This window comes from Pseudomonas sp. AP42 (assembly GCF_001728935.1).
GTDB lineage: Bacteria > Pseudomonadota > Gammaproteobacteria > Pseudomonadales > Pseudomonadaceae > Aquipseudomonas > Aquipseudomonas lactis.
The window spans coordinates 14067-35543 of the sequence record NZ_LYSO01000013.1 but is presented as its reverse complement, the minus strand read 5'-3'; the positions used below and the strand labels follow the sequence as shown (position 1 = coordinate 35543).

Below are 21477 nucleotides of genomic sequence, written 5' to 3'. Positions count from 1 at the left end.
TGCAAGGGCGTCATCGCGGGCAAGCCCACTCCCACAGTTGATTGGAGTTACCTGAAAAAATGCAGTCCAAATGTGGGAGCCGGGCTTGCCCGCGATGACGGCCCCACAAACACTACAACTCTGACGTCGAACAAAAAAGGCCCCTGGATTCTTACCCAGGGGCCTTTTGCATTGCAGCGCTAGCTCTACGCCGCTTTGGCTTCCAACTGGCTCAACGAACGGTTCAGCGCACTGAACAGCGCCTTGAAGCTGGCGGTAGTGATGTTTTCATCGATGCCCACACCATGCACCGGGCGTTCGCCGTTCACGCGCAGCTCAATGTAAGCCGCCGCCTTGGCATTGGTACCCGCACCAATCGCGTGCTCGTTGTAGTCCATGATCTCCACACCAATCGGCAGGCCCGCTACCAGGGCTTCCAATGCGCCGTTGCCTTTACCTTTCCAGTGCAGGTTGGTTTCGCCCTGGCCTTTGCCGGAGACTTCCACCTCGACAAAACTGTTGCCGTTCTCTTCCTGCAGACGATGGCTGACCAATGCATACGGCGTGTTGGCTTGCAGGTATTCACGCTGCAGCAAGGCGTAGATCTGTGGCGCGGTCATCTCCAGGCCCACGCGGTCGGTTTCGGCCTGCACCACCTGGCTGAACTCAATCTGCATGCGACGCGGCAAGCTGATGTCGTATTCCTGCTCCAGCAGGTAGGCGATGCCGCCCTTGCCCGACTGGCTGTTCACGCGGATCACCGCCTCGTAGCTGCGGCCAATATCCGCCGGGTCGATCGGCAAGTACGGCACTTCCCACAAGGCATCGTCTTTCTGCTGGGAGAAGCCTTTACGGATCGCGTCCTGGTGCGAGCCGGAGAACGCGGTATGCACCAGGTCGCCGACATACGGGTGACGTGGATGCACCTGGATCTGGTTGCACTCCTCGACCACTTTGCGCACGCCGTCAATGTCGGAGAAGTCCAACTGCGGGTCCAGGCCCTGGGTGTACATGTTCAGCGCCACGGTGACCAAATCGACGTTACCGGTCCGCTCGCCGTTGCCAAACAGGCAACCTTCCACACGGTCGGCGCCGGCCATCAGGCCCAGCTCGGTGGCCGCCACGCCGGTGCCACGGTCGTTGTGGGTGTGCAGGCTGATGATCACGCTGTCGCGACGGTTGATATGGCGACCGAACCACTCGATCTGGTCGGCATAGATGTTCGGGGTGGCGCACTCGACAGTGGCTGGCAGGTTGAGAATCATCTTGTGCTCAGGCGTCGGGTTCCACACCTCGATCACCGCGTCGCAGACTTCCTTGGCGAACTCCAGCTCTGTGGCGCTGAACGTCTCTGGGGAGTATTCGAAGGTCCACTGGGTTTCCGGCTGCTGGGCAGCGTACTTGACGAACAGCTTGGCGGCGTTGACCGCGATGGCCTTGATGCCGTCCTTGTCCTGGTTGAACACGATGCGGCGGAACGACGGCGAGGTGGCATTGTACAAATGCACAATGGCTTTCTTGGCGCCACGCAGGGATTCGAAGGTGCGTGCGATCAAGTCTTCACGGCCCTGGGTCAGCACCTGGATGGTGGTGTCCTCGGGGATGTGGTTGTCTTCGATCAGGGTGCGCACGAAGTCGAAGTCGGTTTGCGACGCGGCCGGGAACGAGGCTTCGATTTCCTTTACGCCAACGGCTACCAAGGTCTTCCAGAAACGCAGCTTTTTCACCGCGTCCATCGGCTCGATCAGCGACTGGTTGCCATCACGCAGGTCGGAGCTGCACCAGATTGGCGCTTGGGTAATGGTTTTCGACGGCCAGGTACGGTCCGGGATGTCGATGGTCGGGAACGCGCGGTATTTCGAAGACGGGTCTTTGAGCATGCTCATCGGAAAATCCTTGGTTGTAGGGGCCGAGAAAAGGCGGCCTGCCGTAGTACTGTTATTGGGGATAAAACGTGAAGACGAGGCAGATCGATTCAGCCTGGCAGTCGTGCGCTGACGAGGCACAGGCTGCGGTGCTGGCGGAGCTGAATGAGGGTGTGAGAGGTTTTCATGCAGTCAACCCTAACCGCGAGACTGAGGGATGGCAAGCATCGAAAAAAAATTGGTATAACTTCTATTTTTTTCTGATTTGTTGGTTTTTTATTGTTGGTATTTGCAGGTTTTCTAATATTTATTCTCTGTTTGGTTTTTTGTAAGCAATAGTGCTCCACGCAGCCCAAAGGCTGCGTGGTGGTGTTTGCAAGGAGCCCTCAGACGAGCAGGCCATCTATGTTGTATTCGATGTTCACGTCTCCAACGGGTCGAAAGTTGCCGCCCCGTGTGAGTTTGATCGGGGCAGGCTTGGTATGGGGAGGCTGACGAACTCGGCTTGAGGTGCCTTTCAAGGCGGATGATACGGATATCCCGACCGCTCCGGTCTGTTCCGCAATGCCCGGCACACCCACAAAATTATTCATATGCGCGCTACCCACAACGCTCACGAATCTTTCCCAAGGTGGGGTTTTCTGGATGATTTGTGACGCGAAATAGTTGAACTCTGGAAGGCGTTCGTTCAGGTAACCGGGTTGGGCTCTCCATGCGGCGGCCTTCCCGGAGTGCAGGGTCAATTCGTAATGCTCGAGCCCTATGACGTTAATGTCGTGTTTTCTGGCTTCGATGATGACGTCCAGCATCGTGGGGCCGCCCGTATATTCGGGGTCATAGTGGCGAGGTGACAGGTATTGAGCATGAGCCTCTGTTAACGCCGAAGCATTTAATCTCGAAGAGCCTTCAATAAACGGGGCGCCTTCAAGGTAAATGGTGGTCACACCGCTATTGGCGAAAGTTTGCATCTGATCAATCAGCAGTTGAAAAGGTGCAGGGTCATTGTGTGATTCACCGATTACGATGCCGCGTACTCCCGGTTGAGAAAGAATATTCTCAATGGCCATTTTCGGCGAGGTGCTCTTGGACGTCAGTGCAGGTACGGAAGGCCGTTGAGTCGCTCCTGCTTTTCGGAGTTTTTTGTAGTGGGCCTTCATATCGCGCCTGTGCCATCTGCGGATAGTTCTGACTGTCGCATCCGTTGGGTTTACAAAGTCATCGGCAGCTGCCCCCGAGAGCACTCTATCCATATATCGCTCAGGGGCTTGGGGCAGAGCATTGCCTGGTTGAACGCCACCCGTCATCTGATTGAGTCGCCATTCACCATTTCCTGCCGATTGCAGAAACGCCACTGTCCTCTCGCTTCTGGAAGCCGTCGCCGGGGCATTGGGGTTGATGATATCGACCCGCCCGCTGGAGGCGTGGAACGCTGAGTGGATCTGATAAACCCGGTTTTCTCCGGTAACGTCGGTGTACCGTATATACCAATTACCACCGACGTTATAGGTGCCGTTGGACCCTAGGTGCGCCCCACGGATGACGTCGTCGGCTACGGCGTAAGCACTCAGGTCGCGGTTTGGCACGGCGACCGTGGTCGAGGGGCGCGTGGCGACGGTGGTGACGCCGCTGCTGGTGGAGGCGACTGCCGTGGGAGGGATGGCGGGCGCCGGCAGCGCTCTGGGGCCCGAGCGTGCCACCAGCGGGCCGGCTTGGCCGGTGGCTCTGAATACCGGTCGCATGGGGGCCGCACGAAGATTGGAGATGCCTGTGGCAGCCAGGCTGAAGTCACTGTAGATCGTGCGTGCCAAGCCAGGTTTTCTGATCAAGTGCGGCAAGATCTTGCTATTGGCGCGCAGCGCAGTCACACCGGCTTTACCCAGTCGAACACCTGAGGACACCCCTTTACCGATCACGGGTATCAGGTCCGCGAAGATCAAGGCCACTTCGAGGCCGAACTCGATTTTGTTGAGGGTGGATTGCTTCGCCACTTCCTCGCTGCTTACCGACTGATGATCCGCTCGGTCGAGCACCATCTGCACGTGTTGTGTGTACAGGTGTTCCTGAACATCGCCTTCGATCGGCTTCAGGCTGATCGCACTGCCCAGTAGCTTGACCGATGAAATGATCAGTTCAGGGGAGATCAGCGTCAGAGGGTTGTATGCCTTTTCTTTAAGGGCTTCTTTGAATTGCGCGATGTCATCTTTACTGACGGGTGATTTTCTTTTTGCGATATAGGACGCCCACTCACCTTTAGCCAGAAGAGCGTCCAGGGCTTTGTGGTCCGCCACTTCGCGAAAGGTGATGCCGTCGGGAGCCTTGGGGGTGTAAAGCACCAATGCCGAGTCCGTCTGATTGCCGATCACCATCACGCCTTGCACCGCCAACCCACGGTGGACAAGGCTGTTGGCCACGATGTTTTTTCCATCCACTTGGGGGCGCGTGACGGGATTGGGGTGGTCCACTACCGCATCAACCCACTGCACCGCACGCTTGGTGCTAGTGTCTTGCTGGGCTTTTTCCGTGTAAGCGTCGGGATTGAGTTCTGATAAAAACGCCTCCTTGGCCATCGCGTCTTCCAGGTTGGCTTTCCAGGCTGTACGCAATTGCGCGGCGCTGCCAACCTCGGTGTCAGTGGCCATCTCCTGTTTGAGCAGCTTGGTGTATTCGCCGCCGACATCGACGGTATTGACCAGCTTTTTAAGCGCGTCGGTGTCCAGGATCACCGGCTTGCCAGCCGCGTCCAGTACGGGCCTGCCTTGCGTGTCGAGCAATGCCAGGGTCATTTTTACATCGGTAAACGTGCCCCTCTCGATGGCTGGAAAACCACTGGGATTGTCCAGCGCCAGGTCGGTCAGCGAGACGGAGTGCTGTTTGTCATAAAGCGGCTGGCCAGTCCCACGCCCACCCTGGATGCCGGTGCGGGTGTGTATCTGTACCTTTAATTGGTCAGCATCGACCGCTGCGTTCGGGTACTGCTTCTTGATGGCCGCATTCAGTCTGTCCCGTGAGAAGTCTCCCAGTGACGGGATTTTTGCGAGCAGTGGCGCCAGTGTCTCCAGGCTTTTCTCTTGCACACGCTCCAAATGCAAAAACACCGCTTCTTGAACCGCAGACAGGTTCTTCAACCATTGCGGTTGGTTTTTGTCAGTCAGTCTCGCATCCCGGGCCAGCATCGCATTGCTGCCATCGAGCAGATACGACCAGTCAGCCGCGTGATCGATGCCTTGGGCTGAGGCGTTGTCGAGCAAAGGGCTGGTGGTGCTGCCTGGCGCCAATGCGTTGTCCAAACCGGCCTTGGTTTCTGCTTGCTGGCGCCTGACCATCCAAGCCACGGCTTCTGCCAACACATCCCCGGACGATGGCGAGGCGCTGCGCATCAGGTCATCGCCGGAGAAACCGTCAGCCCGGTTTTGCAGGGCCGCTGGCAGGGTTTGTAGCAATAGCTGGGCCGCGGTGCCGCCTTGATCCAGTCGCTCGGCCAGTGCCTGACGTGCCTGGGCGGGCGTTGCAAACTCTTCGAATCCTTCGCCGGGTGTGTACAGCACGACGGGGCCATGAGTGTCGTTGAGTTCAAGGGTGCGCCCATTCGGCCAGGTAGGCGGCAGGGCCTGTGAGCCGTCGTTTTTGGTGATAAGAAACGCGCCCGCCAACATCGCGCCGCGTTCGGTTTTGTCATCGACCGTGATGGGGTACACACCCAGTCGATCACCATCGGCGAAGTTTTTCTCGCGGGCATCCAACGTGGGGTATCGCAGCGCGTCGTCGATCAGTGCTTTGCTTTCTGGACTGAGGGTTTGATCGCTGACACGCAAGGCTGCCAGGATCGACAATTGGCGTTTGTGCAGGGTCAACAGCTGATTCAATGGCGACTCGTGCTTGCTCGGGTCTTCATGCACCGGGCTGGCGGTGTTCCAATAGCGTTCAATGGCTTGTGGGTACTGCGTGGCGATGCTGCGCGCGATGGTTTGCAAGGTGCTCGTGGTGGCGGCGGGCAGTGCCAGATCGTCGTCCAGGCTGGTGCGATGAGTGAATTGGGTGTGTATGTCGCGCTCAGGGCTGATCAGTTTGTCGGGATTAGCCAGGATGTCTTGGACCATCCTGGCCAGGGCGGTCATTAGCGGTTCGGATGACTCCTGTGACACCTCATTGCCGTTAATGCGGTAACGATTGATGCTCATTGTCTCGGCGTCCAGAGGCCGGACGGCGGGGAATGCTTCCTCGAGTTGCGCCTGTATGAAGGCTTTGAAGCTTGGCTGTTGGTTGTGCAGGCGCTGCATGTCCTCCGTCAGGAGGGCGTGTTCAACGGTGTAGGCTAATTGTTTGCTGGGTTTGAAATGTTTCTCCAGGTGGGGGTAACGCATTTGCGCGCTGGCTATGCCGGGCGAAGTGGGGACGGGGGGAGTGTCGGGGGCGTAGGTTGAAGCGCGAGCAAGCGCTTGTGTCGTACTAGACGGCGTGGGAAGAGCGGGGGATGCAGGAACCGCAGAATCGATCAGGACTTGTTGTGCGTGTCGTGCTGCCAACGCTTGGGTCAGAGAGTACATAGAATGAGTCTCACAGGTTTCGGATTTCCACTGGTCAGGTCATGCTCATTACGCTCCGTGTAAGTTGTGGAATAGGTGGGTGGTGGATGTCGGATGGTTCCCGTCGCAACTGTAAGAGGTGTGCAACAGCTTGCTTCGAAGTCACCGCTTTTGAGGGGGCGATGGTAAAGGCGGGCAGGTGTGTGGCGTGGCGCGCTGATTCAGTCAGCGCGCCGTCGTCAGGTTGATCAAGACGTTTTGAGGTAGGGGTCGACGTTCTGGTGGACTTGGTAGTCCCCCACCGTTGCATCGGCGGCGAACTTTTCTTCAGGTGCCGGACGCGAGCCGGCGTTTTTGACGGCATTACTGCTGGCGCCTTGCGGTGCGTCATACACGCCTACGCTGACGGCCCCGGTTTGCTCAGCGATGCCGGGGACGCCCTGGGTGGTGTTCATGTGCCTTCTTCCCACTACGGCGATCCACTTTTCCCCAGGGGGGGTCTGCTGAATAATCTTGCTGGCAAAGTAATTGAACTCACGCAGCCGGTCAGTGGTGTGCGCCGCGTTACCTGCTTCACCTATGGGCGTTCGGGTTATGTGCATCGTCATATGTTCATGTTCGAGACCTACGATTTTAATACCATGTTGTTGCGCGGCAGCGAGCACGTCATCGCGTGTAGGCGTACCGCGTTTATACTTTTTCGCATCAGCGGGCGTCTGCCATACCCCATCCACCCCGCTGGCGCTATTCCCCCGTTCAGTACCGTCATCCACGGTGAGTGGGTACACCCCAGGGCGGGCACCGTCAGCAAAGGCATTTTCCCGCGCGGCCAAGGTGGGGTATTGCAGCGCCGTGTCGATCAGTTGTTTGCTCGCCGGGCTCAAGGTGCCATCGTTGGCGCGCGCTGCGGCCACGGTTGCCAGTTGCTGCTTGTACAAGGCCAACAGTTCGTTCTGTGGTGCGGTTCGCACGTGCGGGTTGTGCGGGCTTTGGCGAGGCGTGGTCCAGAACTTCTGTTGCGTGGTCGCGTATTGGACGATGCGCTGGGCAATCGTGTGCAGTGAGTGCGAAGGGGTAACCAGGGTGGGCGGCACACCGGTGCTGCCCCGGGTGAAAAAATCTCCGTATAGGTTGTTGCCTTCGCCTGCTTTGTTCCCAGGGTTACGCAGCTGTTCCTGGATTTCTTTATGCAGTGCGTCGAGAAAGGGTTCTACAGACAGCGTTTTTATACTGCCATCGTTTTGCTTGCGCCAACGCTTGAAGGTGAGGTCTGCAACATTGAGGTGGGGCTGGTCGGGAAACAGTGTGGCCAGTTGTTGCTGCAGGAAAGTCTTGAAGTTCGGTTGCTCTTTGTAGAGCTGTTGTATCGCATGGGCGGCTTCGTTGTGTTGCTCTATGAGGCTGCTATTGCGTGGAGGTGTGACGGCGGCAGGTGGCGTACTTGGCGAATCGGGTACAGGCAAATCGTCTGGTGCGTAGGTCGAAGACGCTACGAACGGGGCGGCCTGGCTTTTTTCTAGGTGGGGTGTCGGTGTTCCGGCAGGTTGGTGAAAGGGTCGATGCTGATCCAAAGGGGTTTGGACTGTAGAACTGGCTGGCGCAAGCATAGAAACAACCTCATCACTTAATGGAAATGGTGTCGTTACGGTCCTTGTAAGTCGCCAGGTAAGTGATGGGGTGTGTTGGGTTGGTTCCGGCTGCAAATGTAAGGAAAGAGGTATGCCCTGTGCCAGGGCATTGGATAAAAATCAGGGTTGAAACGCGCCGATGAATATCGCCGGGTCTACCCGGGCCTCGTTGAGGCTGACGTTCCAGTGCATATGCGGCCCGGTCGCACGGCCTGTCGAGCCGACCTTGCCCACCACTGCGCCGCGCACCAGTTGCTGGCCCACCTTCACGTCGATCTTGGACATATGGCAGAACATGCTGATAAAGCCCTGGCCATGGTCGACGAACACCGTGTTGCCGTTGAAGAAGTAATTGCCCACCAGGATCACCTTGCCGTTCGCAGGCGTCTTGATCGGCGTACCGGCTGGCACCGCGAAGTCCAGGCCCGAGTGTGGGTTGCGCTCTTCGCCATTGAAGAAGCGCCGCACGCCAAACTTGCTCGACAACGGCCCGTTCACCGGTTTATCCAGTACCAGGTTGCTCGGCAGGTTCGGGCTGAAACTGCGGTAAGCCTTGATCTGCACGGCCAGCTCATTTTCGATGCGCTTGAGCTGGGCCGGGTCGGGGTTGACCTGGCTTTTGTTTTTCAAGGTGATGCGCTGTTCCGGGTACTTCTTGTAGCCGACGATAAACGGCAGGTTGCGCCCACCGCTGCTGATGCGCTCGTTACCGGGCTTGACCGTCAACGGGATGCCGACAATCGCCAGCCAGTTGTCCTGCTCCTTGACCACCAGCACCGGCTTGCCCTGGTAGGTGGCTTTCGGCGCCGTGGCCGAAGGGCCTAGTTCGACGACGGCCACGCCGCCAGGCACGGGTTTGTTCAGGGTTCGCGTGATGTAGCTGTCGGCGTGGGCGTTAAACGTGAGGCACAACAGCATCAACAGGCTCAGTAGGCGTGGCATCGATCAATCCAATAATGAAAGGGTGACGGGTGTCAGGTGGTTGTCTTCCACCCGCACTTGCAATTGGCCTTCACCCAGGCGCGCGGTGAGGCGCTGACCGGTGTGGGTTTGTGCGGCGTTGCGAATCGCCTGGCCGCGCTCGTCCAACAGGATGCTGTAGCCACGGCCCAGGGTTGCCAGCGGGCTGACCACCTGCAACGTCTGCACCTGGCTTTGCAGTTGCAGGCGCCGCGCCTTGAGACCTTCGCGCATGGCGCGGGGCAGGCGTTCGGCGAGGCTGTCCAGGCGCTGGCGCAAGAGGGCCAGTTGACGGCCCGGGTGCTGGCCGGCGAGGCGGGTTTCCAGGCGGATCAAGCGCTCGCGACGGGTATTGAGGCTGCGCTCAAACGCACGACGCAAGCGCATGTCCAGGTCATCCAGGCGCTGGGCCTGTTGGCGCAAGCGCTCACCAGGGTGACGCAAGCGGCGGGCCATGCCTTCCAGGCGCAGGCGGCTGTGGCTCAGGCGGTTGCGCATCAGCATCACCAGGCGGCGCTGCAGGTTTTCTACCTGGCGCACCAGGTGGCTGGCGTCGGGGGCGAGCAACTCTGCGGCGGCGGAGGGAGTAGGGGCGCGCACGTCCGCCACGAAGTCGCTGATGGACACATCGGTTTCATGGCCGACGGCACTGACGATAGGGGTAACGCAGGCATCGATTGCGCGGGCCACCGCTTCTTCGTTGAAACACCAGAGGTCTTCTAGGGAGCCGCCGCCACGGGCCAGGATCAGCGCGTCGAAACCGCGTGCGTCCGCGAGTTTCAGTGCTCGCACAATCTGCGCGATCGCTTCGCGGCCTTGCACTGCTGTGGGAATCAGGGTCAGTTCAATGTTCGGCGCACGCCGGCTGAACACGCTGATGATGTCGCGAATCACCGCACCGGTGGGCGAGCTGATAATGCCAATGCGCCGAGGATGCACCGGCAGCGCCACTTTGCGTTCGGCACTGAACAGGCCTTCGGCGCTGAGTTTTTCCTTCAAAGCATCAAAGGCCAGGCGCAGCGCACCATCACCGGCCGGCTCCACGGTGTCGAGGATCAGTTGGTAATCGCCACGGCCCTCGAACAACGAGACCTTGCCGCGCACCTTCACCGCCAGGCCGTCTTTCAGTGCCTGGCGTACCCGCGCCGCGTTATTGCGAAACAGCGCGCAACGCACCTGGGCGCCACTGTCCTTGAGCGTGAAATACACATGACCGGAAGCCGGGCGGGCGAGGTTGGAGATCTCGCCTTCCACCCAGATATTGGTGAATACGTCTTCCAGCAACACCCGCGCACGGCCGTTGAGTTGGCTGACAGTCAGGACTTCGCGGTCCAGGCCCAAGCGGGCAAAAGGATCTTTAATCATGGGCGGCAGTTTATAGGCATTCGTGCAGGGTTTGACAGAATTGCTCCACCAGCGCGTTTGGCGCTTGCGCGCAGGCCAGCGCTACGGTGCTGTGGCAGTCCGGGTCGGCCAAGGGCAAAAAATGCACATTGGGCGGGGCAATGTCCTGCATGGATTTTGGTAACAAGGCAATACCGAAACCGGCCTGGATTAATTGCAACTGCGTGGTCTTGCGCGACATCACCCGCGCAGCCTTGGGGAAAAAACCGGCGCGCATGCACAATTCGGCTGACAGATAACTCAGCCCGCCGCGCTGAGGGTGGGGGATCGAAATAAACGCCTCGTCCTTGAGTTGCATTAATTCGACCGCTGCGTTGCCACGTGCCAACGGGTGACCCGTCGGCACTGCTAGCGCCAACGGCTCGGTGTACAAAGGCACCACGCGCACGCCTTCGCGCTGGCGCAACACCGGCAACCGCAGCAGGCCGACGTCCAGGCGCCCCTCGGCGATTTCTTCCAGTTGGGCTTCGGAGGAGAGCTTGACGATATCCATCGACACACCCGGGCAGCGCTCCAGCCACATGCTGATGCCTTGCAGTAAGGCGCCGCTCATCGGCACGGTGCTCGAGTGGCTCAGGCGCAGGGTGCCGAGTTGACCATGGCCCACTTGCGTCGCCAGGTCGCTGGCCTTGAGCAACTCACTCAGCAGGTTGCGCGCCCGTGGGTAGAAGGCTTCGCCGGCGGCCGTCAGCCGTGGCTGGCGTGCCGTGCGTTCGAACAGCGGGGTTTGCAGGTGGGATTCCAGCGCCTTGATCTGCCGGCTCAACGCCGATTGCGCCACGAACAGGCGTTCGGCCGCGGCACTGTAGCTGCCGCTGTCGGCGATTTCGACGAAATAACGCAGTTGGCGAGTGGAGATCACAAGTCATGCCTTTTTGAGATGGGTAGCGAGCTTTGAAGATATTAGTCGCAACACTCGTCGATGGCTAAAGTGAGTGGCATCTGAAATAGAAGGAATAAGTCATGAGCCCGGTTGAGCTGATGAGCCAGTGGTCGTTCGGCGGTGTTGATTGGCTGGTGATCGGCCTGGGCGTGACGGTGGCTTACATCGTGTTCGGCATTGCCGGATTCGGCACCGCGCTGGTGGCGGGGCCGATCCTGATTCTATTCATGCCGCTGTCGAAGATCATCCCGTTGCTGGTGCTTCTGGACTTTGTCGCGGCGTTTGGCGGCCTGTTGCAAACCCGGCGCGATGTGAACAAGCCGGAACTGTTGCGGTTGCTGCCCTGCATGGCCATCGGCTGCACCTTGGGCGTGGTGTTTTTGCTTAACCTGCATTCGGACCTGCTGCTGTTGTTGATGGGGCTGTTTATCAGCGCCTACGCGATTTACAGCCTGGCGGTGAAAGCACGGCCGACTCAGTTGGCGGCGGGCTGGTCGATTCCCATGGGCACTGTGGGTGGCCTGTTTGGTGCGCTATTTGGCAGTGGCGGCTTTTTATATGCGATCTATCTGAATAGCCGTTTGCCCAAGGACGCAGCGCGGGCTACGCAAAGCGCGCTGATCAGTTGCAGCACGGTCGTGCGTTTGAGTCTGTTCCTGATTGCCGGGGTGTATGCCGATTGGCCGTTATTGATGTTGGCGGTTTGTCTGTTGCCGGCGATGGTTCTGGGGTTGTGGTGTGGGCGCAGGCTGACGATGCGGTTGTCCCGTGAGGCGTTCGTGCGGTTGGTGACCTGGTTGGTATTGGCCAGTGGTATTGCGTTGATCGGGCGGTATTTGAGTACTTGACCTCATTTTTTCAGGGATTAAGCTGCCGTCCTCCCGGGCGTCATCGCGGGCAAGCCCGGCTCCCACATTGGAATGCGATCAACTGTGGGAGCCGGGCTTGCCCGCGATGGCGCCAATAGCCACACCGCAGGACTCCCATGAACTCCCAAAGCATCCTTGCCCCGAAAATCTCCACCTTACCCGTCCACGAACCCCGCGCCCGGGCAATCGTGCGCTGGCTGGTGCGCAAGAACATCATCAAGGAAGAGCTCACCACTTGCGGCCGCACCGGCAACCGCATGGGCTATGCCCTGGCCGATGGTGCCCGCGCCGTGGTGCTGCACCCCGAGGCGCTGCCATTCAACGAGCCGGTCAACGGTTTGGAGATCATCTACAAGCGTTGCATCTACACGCCGGCCAAGGGGTTCCTCGAAGAAGCTGGCTGCCCGGAGTGCCTCAAGGAAGTCGGCGAGGCGCTGTTTGAAAGCCTGGAAGACTGGATGCCTGGCCACACCGATAACTTCACCTGCCCGCTATGTGGGCATGAAGACGACATCAATGGCTTCCTGTTCCTGCAGGAATGCGGGTTTTCCAACCTGGGCTTTATCTTCAACAACTGGGCGGAGGCGGGCTTCAAGCAGAGCTTTATCGACGAGTTTGCCGACTGGTTGGACCAGAAGATTGCCTGGGTCAAAGTTGAGCTGTAGGAGCGAGCTTGCTCGCGAAAATCGTCAACGATAACGGGGTGAGTCTGATTTAACGCGGTGCCTTTGCCTCCTTCGCGAGCAAGCTCGCTCCTACAGAAAAAGCTGTGGGTTTTCTCCATCTATCAGTATTACCAAGTTTGTCAGAGTTTTACATTGAGCCCGGCAGGGTGCATGTATATAATGGCGCGCTTCCATTTTCCCGCTCGGGAGCCCCCGCGATGCTGCGTATCAGCCAAGAAGCTCTGACATTCGACGACATTCTCCTAGTGCCCGGTTATTCCGAGGTGCTTCCTAACGAAGTCAGTCTCAAGACCCGCCTAACCCGTGGCATCGAGCTGAATATTCCCCTGGTTTCTGCTGCCATGGACACCGTCACCGAAGCCCGTTTGGCAATCGCCATGGCTCAGGAAGGCGGCATCGGCATCATCCACAAGAACATGACCATCGAGCAGCAAGCTGCCGAAGTGCGCAAGGTCAAGCGTTACGAAGCCGGCGTGGTGAAAGATCCGATCACCATCGAAGCTGAGGCCACCGTGCGTGATCTGTTCGAACTCACTCGCATGCACAACATCTCCGGCGTTCCGGTGCTGCACGATGGCGACCTGGTCGGCATCGTCACTTCCCGTGACGTGCGTTTCGAGAACCGCCTTGAAGTCACCGTCCGCGAAGTGATGACGCCTAAAGAGCGCCTCGTCACCGTCAAGGAAGGCGCCGACAAGAACGATGTGCGCGAACTGCTGCACAAGCACCGCATCGAGCGCGTGCTGATCGTCGACGACAAATTCGCCCTCAAAGGCATGATGACCGTCAACGACATCGAAAAAGCCAAGGCTTACCCGCTGGCCAGCAAGGATGACCAAGGTCGTCTGCGCGTTGGCGCTGCGGTCGGTACCGGTAAAGACACCGGTGACCGCGTCTCGGCCCTGGTCGCTGCCGGTGTTGACGTGGTGGTGGTCGACACCGCCCACGGCCACTCCAAAGGCGTGATCGACCGTGTGCGTTGGGTCAAGCAGAACTTCCCTGACGTGCAGGTGATCGGCGGCAACATCGCCACCGGCGCTGCCGCCAAGGCCCTGGCCGAAGCGGGCGCCGATGCAGTCAAGGTCGGTATCGGCCCAGGCTCCATCTGCACCACGCGTATCGTTGCCGGTGTCGGCGTGCCGCAGATCAGCGCCATCGCCAACGTTGCCGCTGCCCTTGAAGGCACAGGCGTACCGTTGATCGCCGACGGCGGCATCCGTTTCTCCGGTGACCTGTCCAAGGCCATCGTTGCCGGTGCCTCCTGCGTGATGATGGGCTCGATGTTTGCCGGTACCGAAGAGGCGCCAGGCGAGATCGAACTGTTCCAGGGCCGTTCGTACAAGGCTTACCGTGGCATGGGTTCGCTGGGCGCCATGTCCCAGGCGCAGGGCTCTTCCGACCGTTACTTCCAAGACTCTTCGGCAGGCGCCGAGAAGCTCGTACCGGAAGGCATCGAAGGCCGTGTGCCGTACAAAGGCACCCTGAGCGCGATCATCCACCAACTGATGGGCGGCCTGCGTTCCTCGATGGGCTACACCGGCAGCGCCAACATCGAAGAAATGCGCACCAAGCCAGAGTTCGTGCGGATCACCGGCGCCGGCATGGCTGAGTCCCATGTCCACGACGTGCAGATCACCAAGGAAGCGCCAAACTACCGTGTAGGTTGAGCCTTCCAGCAAAATGTTAAGTAACCGGGGCTGTTCTTCAGCCCCGAGTTGTTTCTGATTCATTAGACGAGACTGACTTCATGGCCCTCGACATTCACGCCCACCGCATCCTGATCCTCGACTTCGGTTCCCAGTACACCCAGCTGATCGCCCGCCGCGTGCGTGAAATCGGCGTGTACTGCGAACTGCACCCGTTCGACATGGACGATGAAGCGATCCGCGAATTCGCACCTAAAGGCGTCATTCTCGCCGGTGGCCCCGAGTCCGTTCACGAAGCCAACAGCCCGCGCTGCCCGCAAGCGGTATTCGACCTGGGCGTGCCGGTGTTCGGCATCTGCTACGGCATGCAGACCATGGCCGAGCAACTGGGCGGCAAGGTTGAAGGTTCCGAGCTGCGTGAATTCGGTTATGCCCGTGTCGACGTGGTTGGCAAGAGCCGCCTGCTGGATGGCATCGAAGACCACATCGACGCCGACGGCCTGTTCGGCCTCGACGTGTGGATGAGCCACGGTGACAAGGTCACCAAGATGCCGGAAGACTTCCACATCCTGGCCAGCACCCCAAGCTGCCCGATCGCTGGCATGTTCAGCGACGAGCGTCGCTACTACGGCGTGCAGTTCCACCCGGAAGTGACCCACACCAAGCAAGGTGGGCGCATCCTGTCGCGTTTCATCCTCGACATCTGCGAGTGTGAAGCCCTGTGGACCCCGTCGAAAATCGCTGAAGACGCCATCGCCCAGGTGCGCGCCCAGGTCGGCACCGACAACGTGCTGCTCGGCCTGTCCGGCGGCGTTGACTCCTCGGTTGTGGCGGCCTTGCTGCACAAGGCCATCGGCGACCAGCTGACCTGCGTATTTGTCGACAATGGCCTGCTGCGCCTGCACGAAGGTGAGCAAGTGATGGCCATGTTCGCCGAGAACATGGGCGTCAAGGTGATCCGCGCCAACGCTGAGGACCAGTTCCTCAACAACCTGGCCGGCGAGTCCGACCCGGAGAAGAAGCGCAAGATCATCGGCCGCACCTTCATCGACGTATTCGATGCCGAGTCCACCAAACTGGACAACATCAAGTACCTCGCCCAGGGCACCATCTACCCCGACGTGATCGAGTCGGCCGGCGCCAAGAGCGGCAAGGCCCACGTGATCAAATCCCACCACAACGTGGGTGGCCTGCCTGAGGAAATGAACCTCAAGCTGGTAGAACCGCTGCGCGAGCTGTTCAAGGACGAAGTCCGCCGTCTGGGCCTGGAACTGGGCCTGCCGTACGACATGGTCTACCGCCACCCATTCCCAGGCCCGGGCCTGGGCGTGCGTATCCTGGGTGAAGTGAAAAAGGAATACGCCGACCTGCTGCGTCGCGCCGACCACATCTTCATCGAAGAACTGCGCAAGGCCGACTGGTACCACAAGGTCAGCCAGGCATTCGTGGTGTTCCAGCCGGTGAAATCGGTTGGCGTTGTCGGCGATGGCCGCCGTTACGCGTGGGTTGTTGCACTGCGTGCCGTAGAGACGATCGACTTCATGACAGCGCGTTGGGCACACCTGCCTTACGAACTGCTGGAGACGGTCAGCGGCCGTATCATCAATGAGATCGAAGGTATTTCCCGCGTGACCTATGACGTGTCGAGCAAGCCGCCGGCGACGATTGAGTGGGAATGATGGGACGCCCGGCATTGTCCGGCACCCACTAGCAAAAAATGCCCTGGAGCCCGCGTAATTGCGGGCTTTTGGCTTTTTGGGGTTGGCACTTTCAGCCGCTTTGTGCATCTCCAGGTATGGGCGGCTGCCCCTTTGACACACGTCGCCTGACGGATTGCGCGTAAAAATTTTACGGAGAATTTACGCAGCCTGTTTGGGGGGGGCATCCGATACTGCGCGGTGCTCATTTCGGAACGCTACTGTGATGTCACTCGCAGCAATTCGGCTAATCGGCTTCATCTTAGGTATTTTTTTGATCACGCTGGCCGTCAGCATGGCTATTCCCATGATTACGCTGGTGGTCTATGAGCGCAGCGACGATCTCTCGGCCTTCCTCTGGGCGAGTTTGATTACGCTTATTTGCGGTCTTCTGTTGATCGTGCGAGGGCGCCCCGATACTGGCCATCTTCGCCCAAGGGACATGTACTTGCTGGCTACCGCAAGCTGGGTAGTTGTGTGCACGTTCGCCGCGTTACCCATGGTATTCATCAGTCATATCAGTTACACCGACGCCTTCTTTGAAACGATGTCTGGCATCACAACCACTGGCTCGACCGTACTCAGCGGTCTGGATAGTGCATCTCCCGGATTGCTGATCTGGCGTTCGATGCTCCATTGGTTGGGCGGCATCGGTTTTATCGGCATGGCTGTGGCGATTCTTCCACTTTTGCGCATCGGCGGGATGCGTCTGTTCCAGACAGAGTCCTCAGATTGGTCTGAGAAAGTGACCCCTCGCTCCCATGTGGCAGCCAAGTACATTCTTTTGCTCTATCTGGGGCTTACGGGCCTCGGAACCCTGTCGCTCTGGCTCGCTGGAATGACGCCATTTGAAGCGGTCAACCATGCGATGTCGCTGATCTCTACCGGAGGATTCTCAACCTCGGACGCCTCTCTTGGGCATTGGACGCAACCAGCGATTCACTGGGTGGCAGTAGCCATCATGGTTCTGGGCAGCCTGCCATTCACCTTGTACGTTGCAACATTGCGAGGTAATCGGCGTGCGTTGATCAGGGATCACCAGGTGCGCGGATTTATTGGATTCTTGCTCATCACATCGCTGGCTGTGGGTACCTGGCTGCACGTTCACAGCGATCATGGATGGTGGGATGCGTTTCGTATCGTGGCCGTCAATGTGACCTCGGTGGTCACGACCACTGGCGTTGCGGTGGGCGACTACACCTTGTGGGGCAGCTTCGCGGTCTTGCTGTTTTTCTATTTAACCTTTGTCGGAGGCTGTTCCGGCTCAACGGCAGGCGGTCTTAAAATCTTCCGATTTCAAGTAGCTGCCGCTCTGCTGGTCAGCAGCTTGAAGCAGTTGATCCATCCTCGAGCCGTGATTCAGAAAAAATACAACGGCCATCCTATCGACGAGGAGATTGTGCGCTCGCTTTTAACCTTTTCGTTTTTCTTCACCATCACGATTGCCGTTATCGCTTTGGGCCTTGCTCTCATTGGGCTTGATTGGATAACCGCGTTGAGCGGCGCCGCCACGGCGGTGTGTAACGTCGGGCCAGGCCTGGGCACCATCATTGGGCCGGCCGGCAATTTTTCATCATTGCCGGATGCGGCCAAATGGTTACTTACCGTTGGAATGCTTCTGGGAAGGTTGGAAATCCTGACGGTGCTGGTACTCATAACTCCGGTTTTCAGAAGGTACTGAAATTCTGGATTAGGTTGTTTTTCTGGATTATTCATCCAGCCAGCGGTGGTTTATCGCGCTGGGTGAAGCCGCCTAAGCTGAACTCTCCATCGAATCGTGAAGAAGGAGATTCCCCCATGACAGACCATTCCATCCGAGGCAAAGTCGTTCTAATCGCTGGCGGCGCCAAGAATCTTGGGGGGTTGATCGCGCGCGACCTGGCCGCTCAGGGCGCCAAGGCTGTCGCGATCCACTACAACAGCGCGGCGTCCAAGGTCGATGCCGATGCAACTGTCGCCGCAGTGCAAGCCAGCGGTGCGCAGGCTGTGGCGTTGCAGGGCGACCTGACAACGGCCGGCGCCGTCGAAAAACTGTTCGCCGATGCTGTCGCTGCTGTCGGCAAGCCCGACATCGCCATCAATACCGTCGGTAAGGTGCTCAAGAAGCCAATGGCCGAAATCAGCGAGGCGGAGTACGACGAGATGACGGCAGTCAATTCGAAGACCGCTTTCTTTTTTCTCAAGGAAGCCGGCAAGCACCTCAACGACAACGGCAAGATCTGCACCGTAGTGACCTCGCTGCTGGGCGCTTTTACGCCGTTCTATGCCGCCTACGCAGGCACAAAAGCGCCCGTGGAGCATTTCACTCGCGCCGCCTCCAAGGAGTTCGGTGCGCGCGGTATTTCGGTGACGGCGGTCGGCCCAGGCCCGATGGACACGCCATTTTTCTATCCGGCCGAGGGTGCCGATGCAGTGGCGTATCACAAGACGGCTGCGGCGCTTTCAACATCCAGCAAAACTGGCCTGACCGACATCCAGGATGTAGTGCCCTTTATTCGGCACTTGGTAAGCGACGGATGGTGGATTACTGGACAGACCATCCTCATTAATGGTGGGTACACCACCAAATAAGCCGCGGCGGCACCGTTTTGCCGATATAAGGAAAAATCACCAACGGACAGCACCCCGGTGGCGGGGTGCGAGTACGATGAATGCCTTGGTTTTGCTGGATGAGGGGGTGTTGCGCCTCCTCAGTTAGAGCGGGCGCTATGGAAAGGGATGAATGGATAGGCTCGATCAGTACCGCATATTTGTTCAGGTTGCCGAGATGGGCAGTTTCATCAACGCTGCCCATGCGCTGCAAGTGCCGCGGGCGTCGGTGTCGGCTGCTGTGCAGCAACTCGAATCGACCATGGGCACGCGCTTGCTGCACCGAACGACGCGACATGTGCGGCTGACCGCTGATGGTGTGCAATTGTTGGAACGGGTGCGTCTGTTCCTTTGCGACGCGGAAGACATTGATCAGTTATTTCATGCCAGCCAACGCAAGATTTCGGGGCGTCTGAATGTGGACGTGCCTAGCCGTATTGCTCGTCGGCTGATTGCCCCTGCGTTGCCAGGCTTTTTGCGCCGCTATCCTCGCCTCCAGTTGGCGTTGGGTTCGACCGATCGCGCGATTGATCTGGTGCAGGAGGGTGTTGACTGTGCCGTGCGGATTGGAGCGCTGCACGACAGCAGTCTGGTCGCGCTTCCCTTGGGTCATATCGCATTGATCAACTGCGCCAGCCCAGGCTACCTGCACGAGCATGGTGTGCCGGCCAAGCCGGATGATCTGCTGCAAGGACACTTTTGCGTGGGGTATGCCTCGCCTTCCACAGGGCGGGAGCTTCCCTGGGACTGCTATGTGTCGGGTGAGGAGCGGCAGCTTGTCGTACCCAGTCGGGTGATTGTCAACAACGCTGAAAGCTACATCGCCTGTTGCGTCTCGGGGGTGGGATTGATCCAGATTCCCAGATTTGACGTTCAGCACCTGCTCGACGCAGGCGAACTGGTTGAGGTTATGCCCGACTGTCGTGCCGCGCCGATGCAGGTATCGCTTGTCTATCCGAACCGCAGGCAACGTTCGCGTCGTCTTAACGCATTCCTCGAGTGGTTCCAGGGCTTGGTGCAACCTCACCTTGACCGCTGATTATTAGAGAAGTAGTGATCGAATCAAATCCGTATCGAACGGTGTTGTCCCTTGATCAGGCGCAAACACCGTCTGTGCCAGTTGGGGTAACAAAAGAGGGGGCGCTTCGCGACCCAGCGGGAGCAGGCTCCCTCGCCACGGGTTGCTTTGTGTCCTGTAAGTGGCGGCACTACGACTTAAACTGAGGGTGTAGAGAGGGTATCGACAGTACGCTCAGTGTCAGAAAAACTCATCCAGCAGACAATAGAACTTCATACGCTGCTCATCGGGCTCAACGCCATAAACCTCGAAAAATGGCTTCACCCATTCCTGCCCCAAGTTGCGTTCAATACTTCGTGCTGCCAGGGCAAGGTCTTGGAACCGATCGCTGACCCCGAGGCGTCCACAGTCGATGAAGCCGCTGAAGCAACCCTCTGCTGCCATGAAATTCGGCAGGCACGCGTCGCCATGGGTCACTACCAGATCATGAGTCTTTGGCTGAGTCGCCACCAGTTCGGCAAACACATCCTCAGCGCTTTGCCCCAGTCGCTCGTCATCGAAGTCTGCCTCGTCCACGAGGCCGGCACTGACGTGCTCCCGTGCGCGTGCAATGCGCAGCTCAAGGGAGTGATCGAAGGGGCAGAGGGCCACGGGTAACTGGTGTAAAGCACGCAGCGCGGTCGCCAGGATGTGAATGATTTGCCCGGCAGGAAGCTCGTTGGTGCTGGCCAGGTCCCGTCCCGGTACGGCGGTCATCAGTAACCAATGGCGATGGACCTCTTTAACTTCATCCAAGACCGCAGGCGCCGACAGACCCATGTGCTGCAGCCACCTAAGCCGATCAATTTCGTCTGCCAACTCACCGTGTTCCTCGAGGGGCTCGGATTTCAGGAACAGATCCGTGCCACTGTCTTGGTGCAGGCGAAAGACGTCAGCGCGCGATTCACCAATGGCCTGTTGTTCAATCAGCGCATGGGGGAATTGTTCACGCCATTTTTGGGGGATATTCATCGCTGTCTCTGGCTTTAGCGCCGCGCCACATCCGAAAAGTAAAACTTATCCAACGTATGCCGCGACTCGGTGTACTCGAATTGCCTTCCATCCTGCAAAAACGTCTGGTTGCTCACCACAATCACATGGCTTTGCCCATCCAGATCCAGATGCGCCTGGTCGTCCTTGCTGCGCGGCAAGGCTTCGATGGTGCGTTGCGCGTAGCTGATCTGCAGCTGCAGCGTTTGCTCGATAAACGCGTAGATCGACTGCTCGGCGATGTCGCGGTCCAGGCCGGGAATCAGGTCGCTGATGAAATGGTTGATGTCCAGGATCACCCGTTTGCCACCGATGCGGCGTACCCGTTTGATGCGCGTGATCAGGGTGCCGGGCTCGGCCTCGATGTGTTGCAGCAGTGACCCTTCCAGTGGGATCTGGGTGAACTCGACCACCTCGGTGCGTACGTCATCACCCAGGTCGGCGTGGGTCTCGTGGAAGCTGACGATGCCGCCCAGTTGGAACTCAATCGGGTTGGGCGACAACACAAAGGTGCCCTTGCCGTGGATTTTTTGTGCAAAGCCGCGTTCCTGCAACTGCTCGATGGCGCGCCGCACGGTGCCACGGCTGGCCTGGTAGGCGTCCATCAATTCGGTTTCGGAGGGAAGGCGCGTACCGCGTTGCAGGCGTTCGGTGGTGATGCTGGCAAGCAGATCCGTATAGATCTGGTTGTATTTGCTCAT

At 58.8% G+C, this 21477-nt stretch carries 15 protein-coding genes; 7 read left to right on the top strand and 8 right to left on the bottom strand.

What is annotated here, in order from left to right; all coding sequences use genetic code 11:
- Positions 1–185: 185 nt before the first annotated feature.
- The 6 genes from leuA to A7K61_RS07345 form a co-directional block, all read right to left on the bottom strand.
- Positions 186–1865, bottom strand: coding sequence for a 2-isopropylmalate synthase (leuA, locus tag A7K61_RS07370; protein ID WP_014719812.1), 1680 nt, complete (start codon positions 1863–1865; stop codon positions 186–188).
- A 365-nt stretch (positions 1866–2230) separates the two neighbouring features.
- Entirely contained in the window at positions 2231–6205 is a 3975-nt protein-coding gene (locus tag A7K61_RS07365; protein ID WP_256557719.1) for a membrane-targeted effector domain-containing toxin, read from the bottom strand.
- A 410-nt stretch (positions 6206–6615) separates the two neighbouring features.
- Positions 6616–7830: a hypothetical protein gene (locus A7K61_RS07360; protein ID WP_069557285.1), complete on the bottom strand. Its 1215-nt coding sequence runs from the start codon at positions 7828–7830 to the stop codon at positions 6616–6618.
- Between the two features lie 285 nt (positions 7831–8115).
- The gene (locus tag A7K61_RS07355) at positions 8116–8937 is read right to left on the bottom strand and encodes a M23 family metallopeptidase (RefSeq protein ID WP_069557284.1); all 822 of its coding nucleotides are present in this window, start codon (positions 8935–8937) and stop codon (positions 8116–8118) included.
- 3 nt (positions 8938–8940) lie between these two features.
- A complete protein-coding gene (gene xseA, locus A7K61_RS07350; RefSeq protein WP_044268078.1) occupies positions 8941–10320 on the bottom strand; it encodes an exodeoxyribonuclease VII large subunit in 1380 nt (459 codons plus the stop codon).
- A gap of 10 nt (positions 10321–10330) precedes the next feature.
- Positions 10331–11221 carry a LysR family transcriptional regulator gene (locus A7K61_RS07345; RefSeq protein ID WP_069557283.1) on the bottom strand — a complete coding sequence of 297 codons (891 nt, stop codon included), beginning with the start codon at positions 11219–11221 and terminating at the stop codon, positions 10331–10333.
- Positions 11222–11322: 101 nt separating this feature from the next.
- On the opposite strand from A7K61_RS07345, the gene A7K61_RS07340 reads away from it, so the two are divergent.
- The 7 genes from A7K61_RS07340 to A7K61_RS07310 all read left to right on the top strand — a co-directional run bounded on the left by A7K61_RS07340 (position 11323) and on the right by A7K61_RS07310 (position 19768).
- Positions 11323–12090 carry a sulfite exporter TauE/SafE family protein gene (locus A7K61_RS07340; RefSeq protein WP_044268074.1) on the top strand — a complete coding sequence of 256 codons (768 nt, stop codon included), beginning with the start codon at positions 11323–11325 and terminating at the stop codon, positions 12088–12090.
- A gap of 137 nt (positions 12091–12227) precedes the next feature.
- On the top strand, positions 12228–12776 hold the full coding sequence (locus tag A7K61_RS07335; RefSeq protein ID WP_069557282.1) for a sugar ABC transporter ATPase: 549 nt from the start codon (positions 12228–12230) through the stop codon (positions 12774–12776).
- A 218-nt stretch (positions 12777–12994) separates the two neighbouring features.
- Positions 12995–14464 carry an IMP dehydrogenase gene (gene guaB, locus A7K61_RS07330; RefSeq protein ID WP_069557281.1) on the top strand — a complete coding sequence of 490 codons (1470 nt, stop codon included), beginning with the start codon at positions 12995–12997 and terminating at the stop codon, positions 14462–14464.
- An 80-nt stretch (positions 14465–14544) separates the two neighbouring features.
- Positions 14545–16122 carry a glutamine-hydrolyzing GMP synthase gene (gene guaA, locus A7K61_RS07325; protein ID WP_003193997.1) on the top strand — a complete coding sequence of 526 codons (1578 nt, stop codon included), beginning with the start codon at positions 14545–14547 and terminating at the stop codon, positions 16120–16122.
- A 244-nt stretch (positions 16123–16366) separates the two neighbouring features.
- The gene (locus A7K61_RS07320) at positions 16367–17821 is read left to right on the top strand and encodes a TrkH family potassium uptake protein (protein ID WP_069557280.1); all 1455 of its coding nucleotides are present in this window, start codon (positions 16367–16369) and stop codon (positions 17819–17821) included.
- A gap of 116 nt (positions 17822–17937) precedes the next feature.
- Positions 17938–18711, top strand: a complete 774-nt coding sequence (locus tag A7K61_RS07315) for an SDR family oxidoreductase (RefSeq protein ID WP_069557279.1) — start codon at positions 17938–17940, stop codon at positions 18709–18711.
- Positions 18712–18862: 151 nt separating this feature from the next.
- The gene (locus A7K61_RS07310; RefSeq protein ID WP_069557278.1) at positions 18863–19768 is read left to right on the top strand and encodes a LysR family transcriptional regulator; all 906 of its coding nucleotides are present in this window, start codon (positions 18863–18865) and stop codon (positions 19766–19768) included.
- A 219-nt stretch (positions 19769–19987) separates the two neighbouring features.
- Here the strand turns inward: A7K61_RS07310 and A7K61_RS07305 are convergent, their stop codons facing one another.
- Entirely contained in the window at positions 19988–20758 is a 771-nt protein-coding gene (locus tag A7K61_RS07305; RefSeq protein ID WP_083263060.1) for an APH(3')-II family aminoglycoside O-phosphotransferase, read from the bottom strand.
- A gap of 14 nt (positions 20759–20772) precedes the next feature.
- Positions 20773–21477: a trehalose operon repressor gene (gene treR, locus A7K61_RS07300; RefSeq protein ID WP_032895407.1), complete on the bottom strand. Its 705-nt coding sequence runs from the start codon at positions 21475–21477 to the stop codon at positions 20773–20775.

Excerpts from the sequence above, each read along its gene's own strand:
- leuA (WP_014719812.1), bottom strand. The coding sequence starts at position 1,865 with ATGAGCATGCTCAAAGACCCGTCTTCGAAATACCGCGCGTTCCCGACC.
- A7K61_RS07365 (WP_256557719.1), bottom strand. The coding sequence starts at position 6,205 with ATGCGTTACCCCCACCTGGAGAAACATTTCAAACCCAGCAAACAATTA.
- A7K61_RS07355 (WP_069557284.1), bottom strand. The coding sequence starts at position 8,937 with ATGCCACGCCTACTGAGCCTGTTGATGCTGTTGTGCCTCACGTTTAAC.
- xseA (WP_044268078.1), bottom strand. The coding sequence starts at position 10,320 with ATGATTAAAGATCCTTTTGCCCGCTTGGGCCTGGACCGCGAAGTCCTG.
- A7K61_RS07340 (WP_044268074.1), top strand. The coding sequence starts at position 11,323 with ATGAGCCCGGTTGAGCTGATGAGCCAGTGGTCGTTCGGCGGTGTTGAT.
- A7K61_RS07335 (WP_069557282.1), top strand. The coding sequence starts at position 12,228 with ATGAACTCCCAAAGCATCCTTGCCCCGAAAATCTCCACCTTACCCGTC.
- guaB (WP_069557281.1), top strand. The coding sequence starts at position 12,995 with ATGCTGCGTATCAGCCAAGAAGCTCTGACATTCGACGACATTCTCCTA.
- guaA (WP_003193997.1), top strand. The coding sequence starts at position 14,545 with ATGGCCCTCGACATTCACGCCCACCGCATCCTGATCCTCGACTTCGGT.
- A7K61_RS07320 (WP_069557280.1), top strand. The coding sequence starts at position 16,367 with ATGTCACTCGCAGCAATTCGGCTAATCGGCTTCATCTTAGGTATTTTT.
- A7K61_RS07315 (WP_069557279.1), top strand. The coding sequence starts at position 17,938 with ATGACAGACCATTCCATCCGAGGCAAAGTCGTTCTAATCGCTGGCGGC.
- A7K61_RS07310 (WP_069557278.1), top strand. The coding sequence starts at position 18,863 with ATGGATAGGCTCGATCAGTACCGCATATTTGTTCAGGTTGCCGAGATG.
- A7K61_RS07305 (WP_083263060.1), bottom strand. The coding sequence starts at position 20,758 with ATGAATATCCCCCAAAAATGGCGTGAACAATTCCCCCATGCGCTGATT.
- treR (WP_032895407.1), bottom strand. The coding sequence starts at position 21,477 with ATGAGCAAATACAACCAGATCTATACGGATCTGCTTGCCAGCATCACC.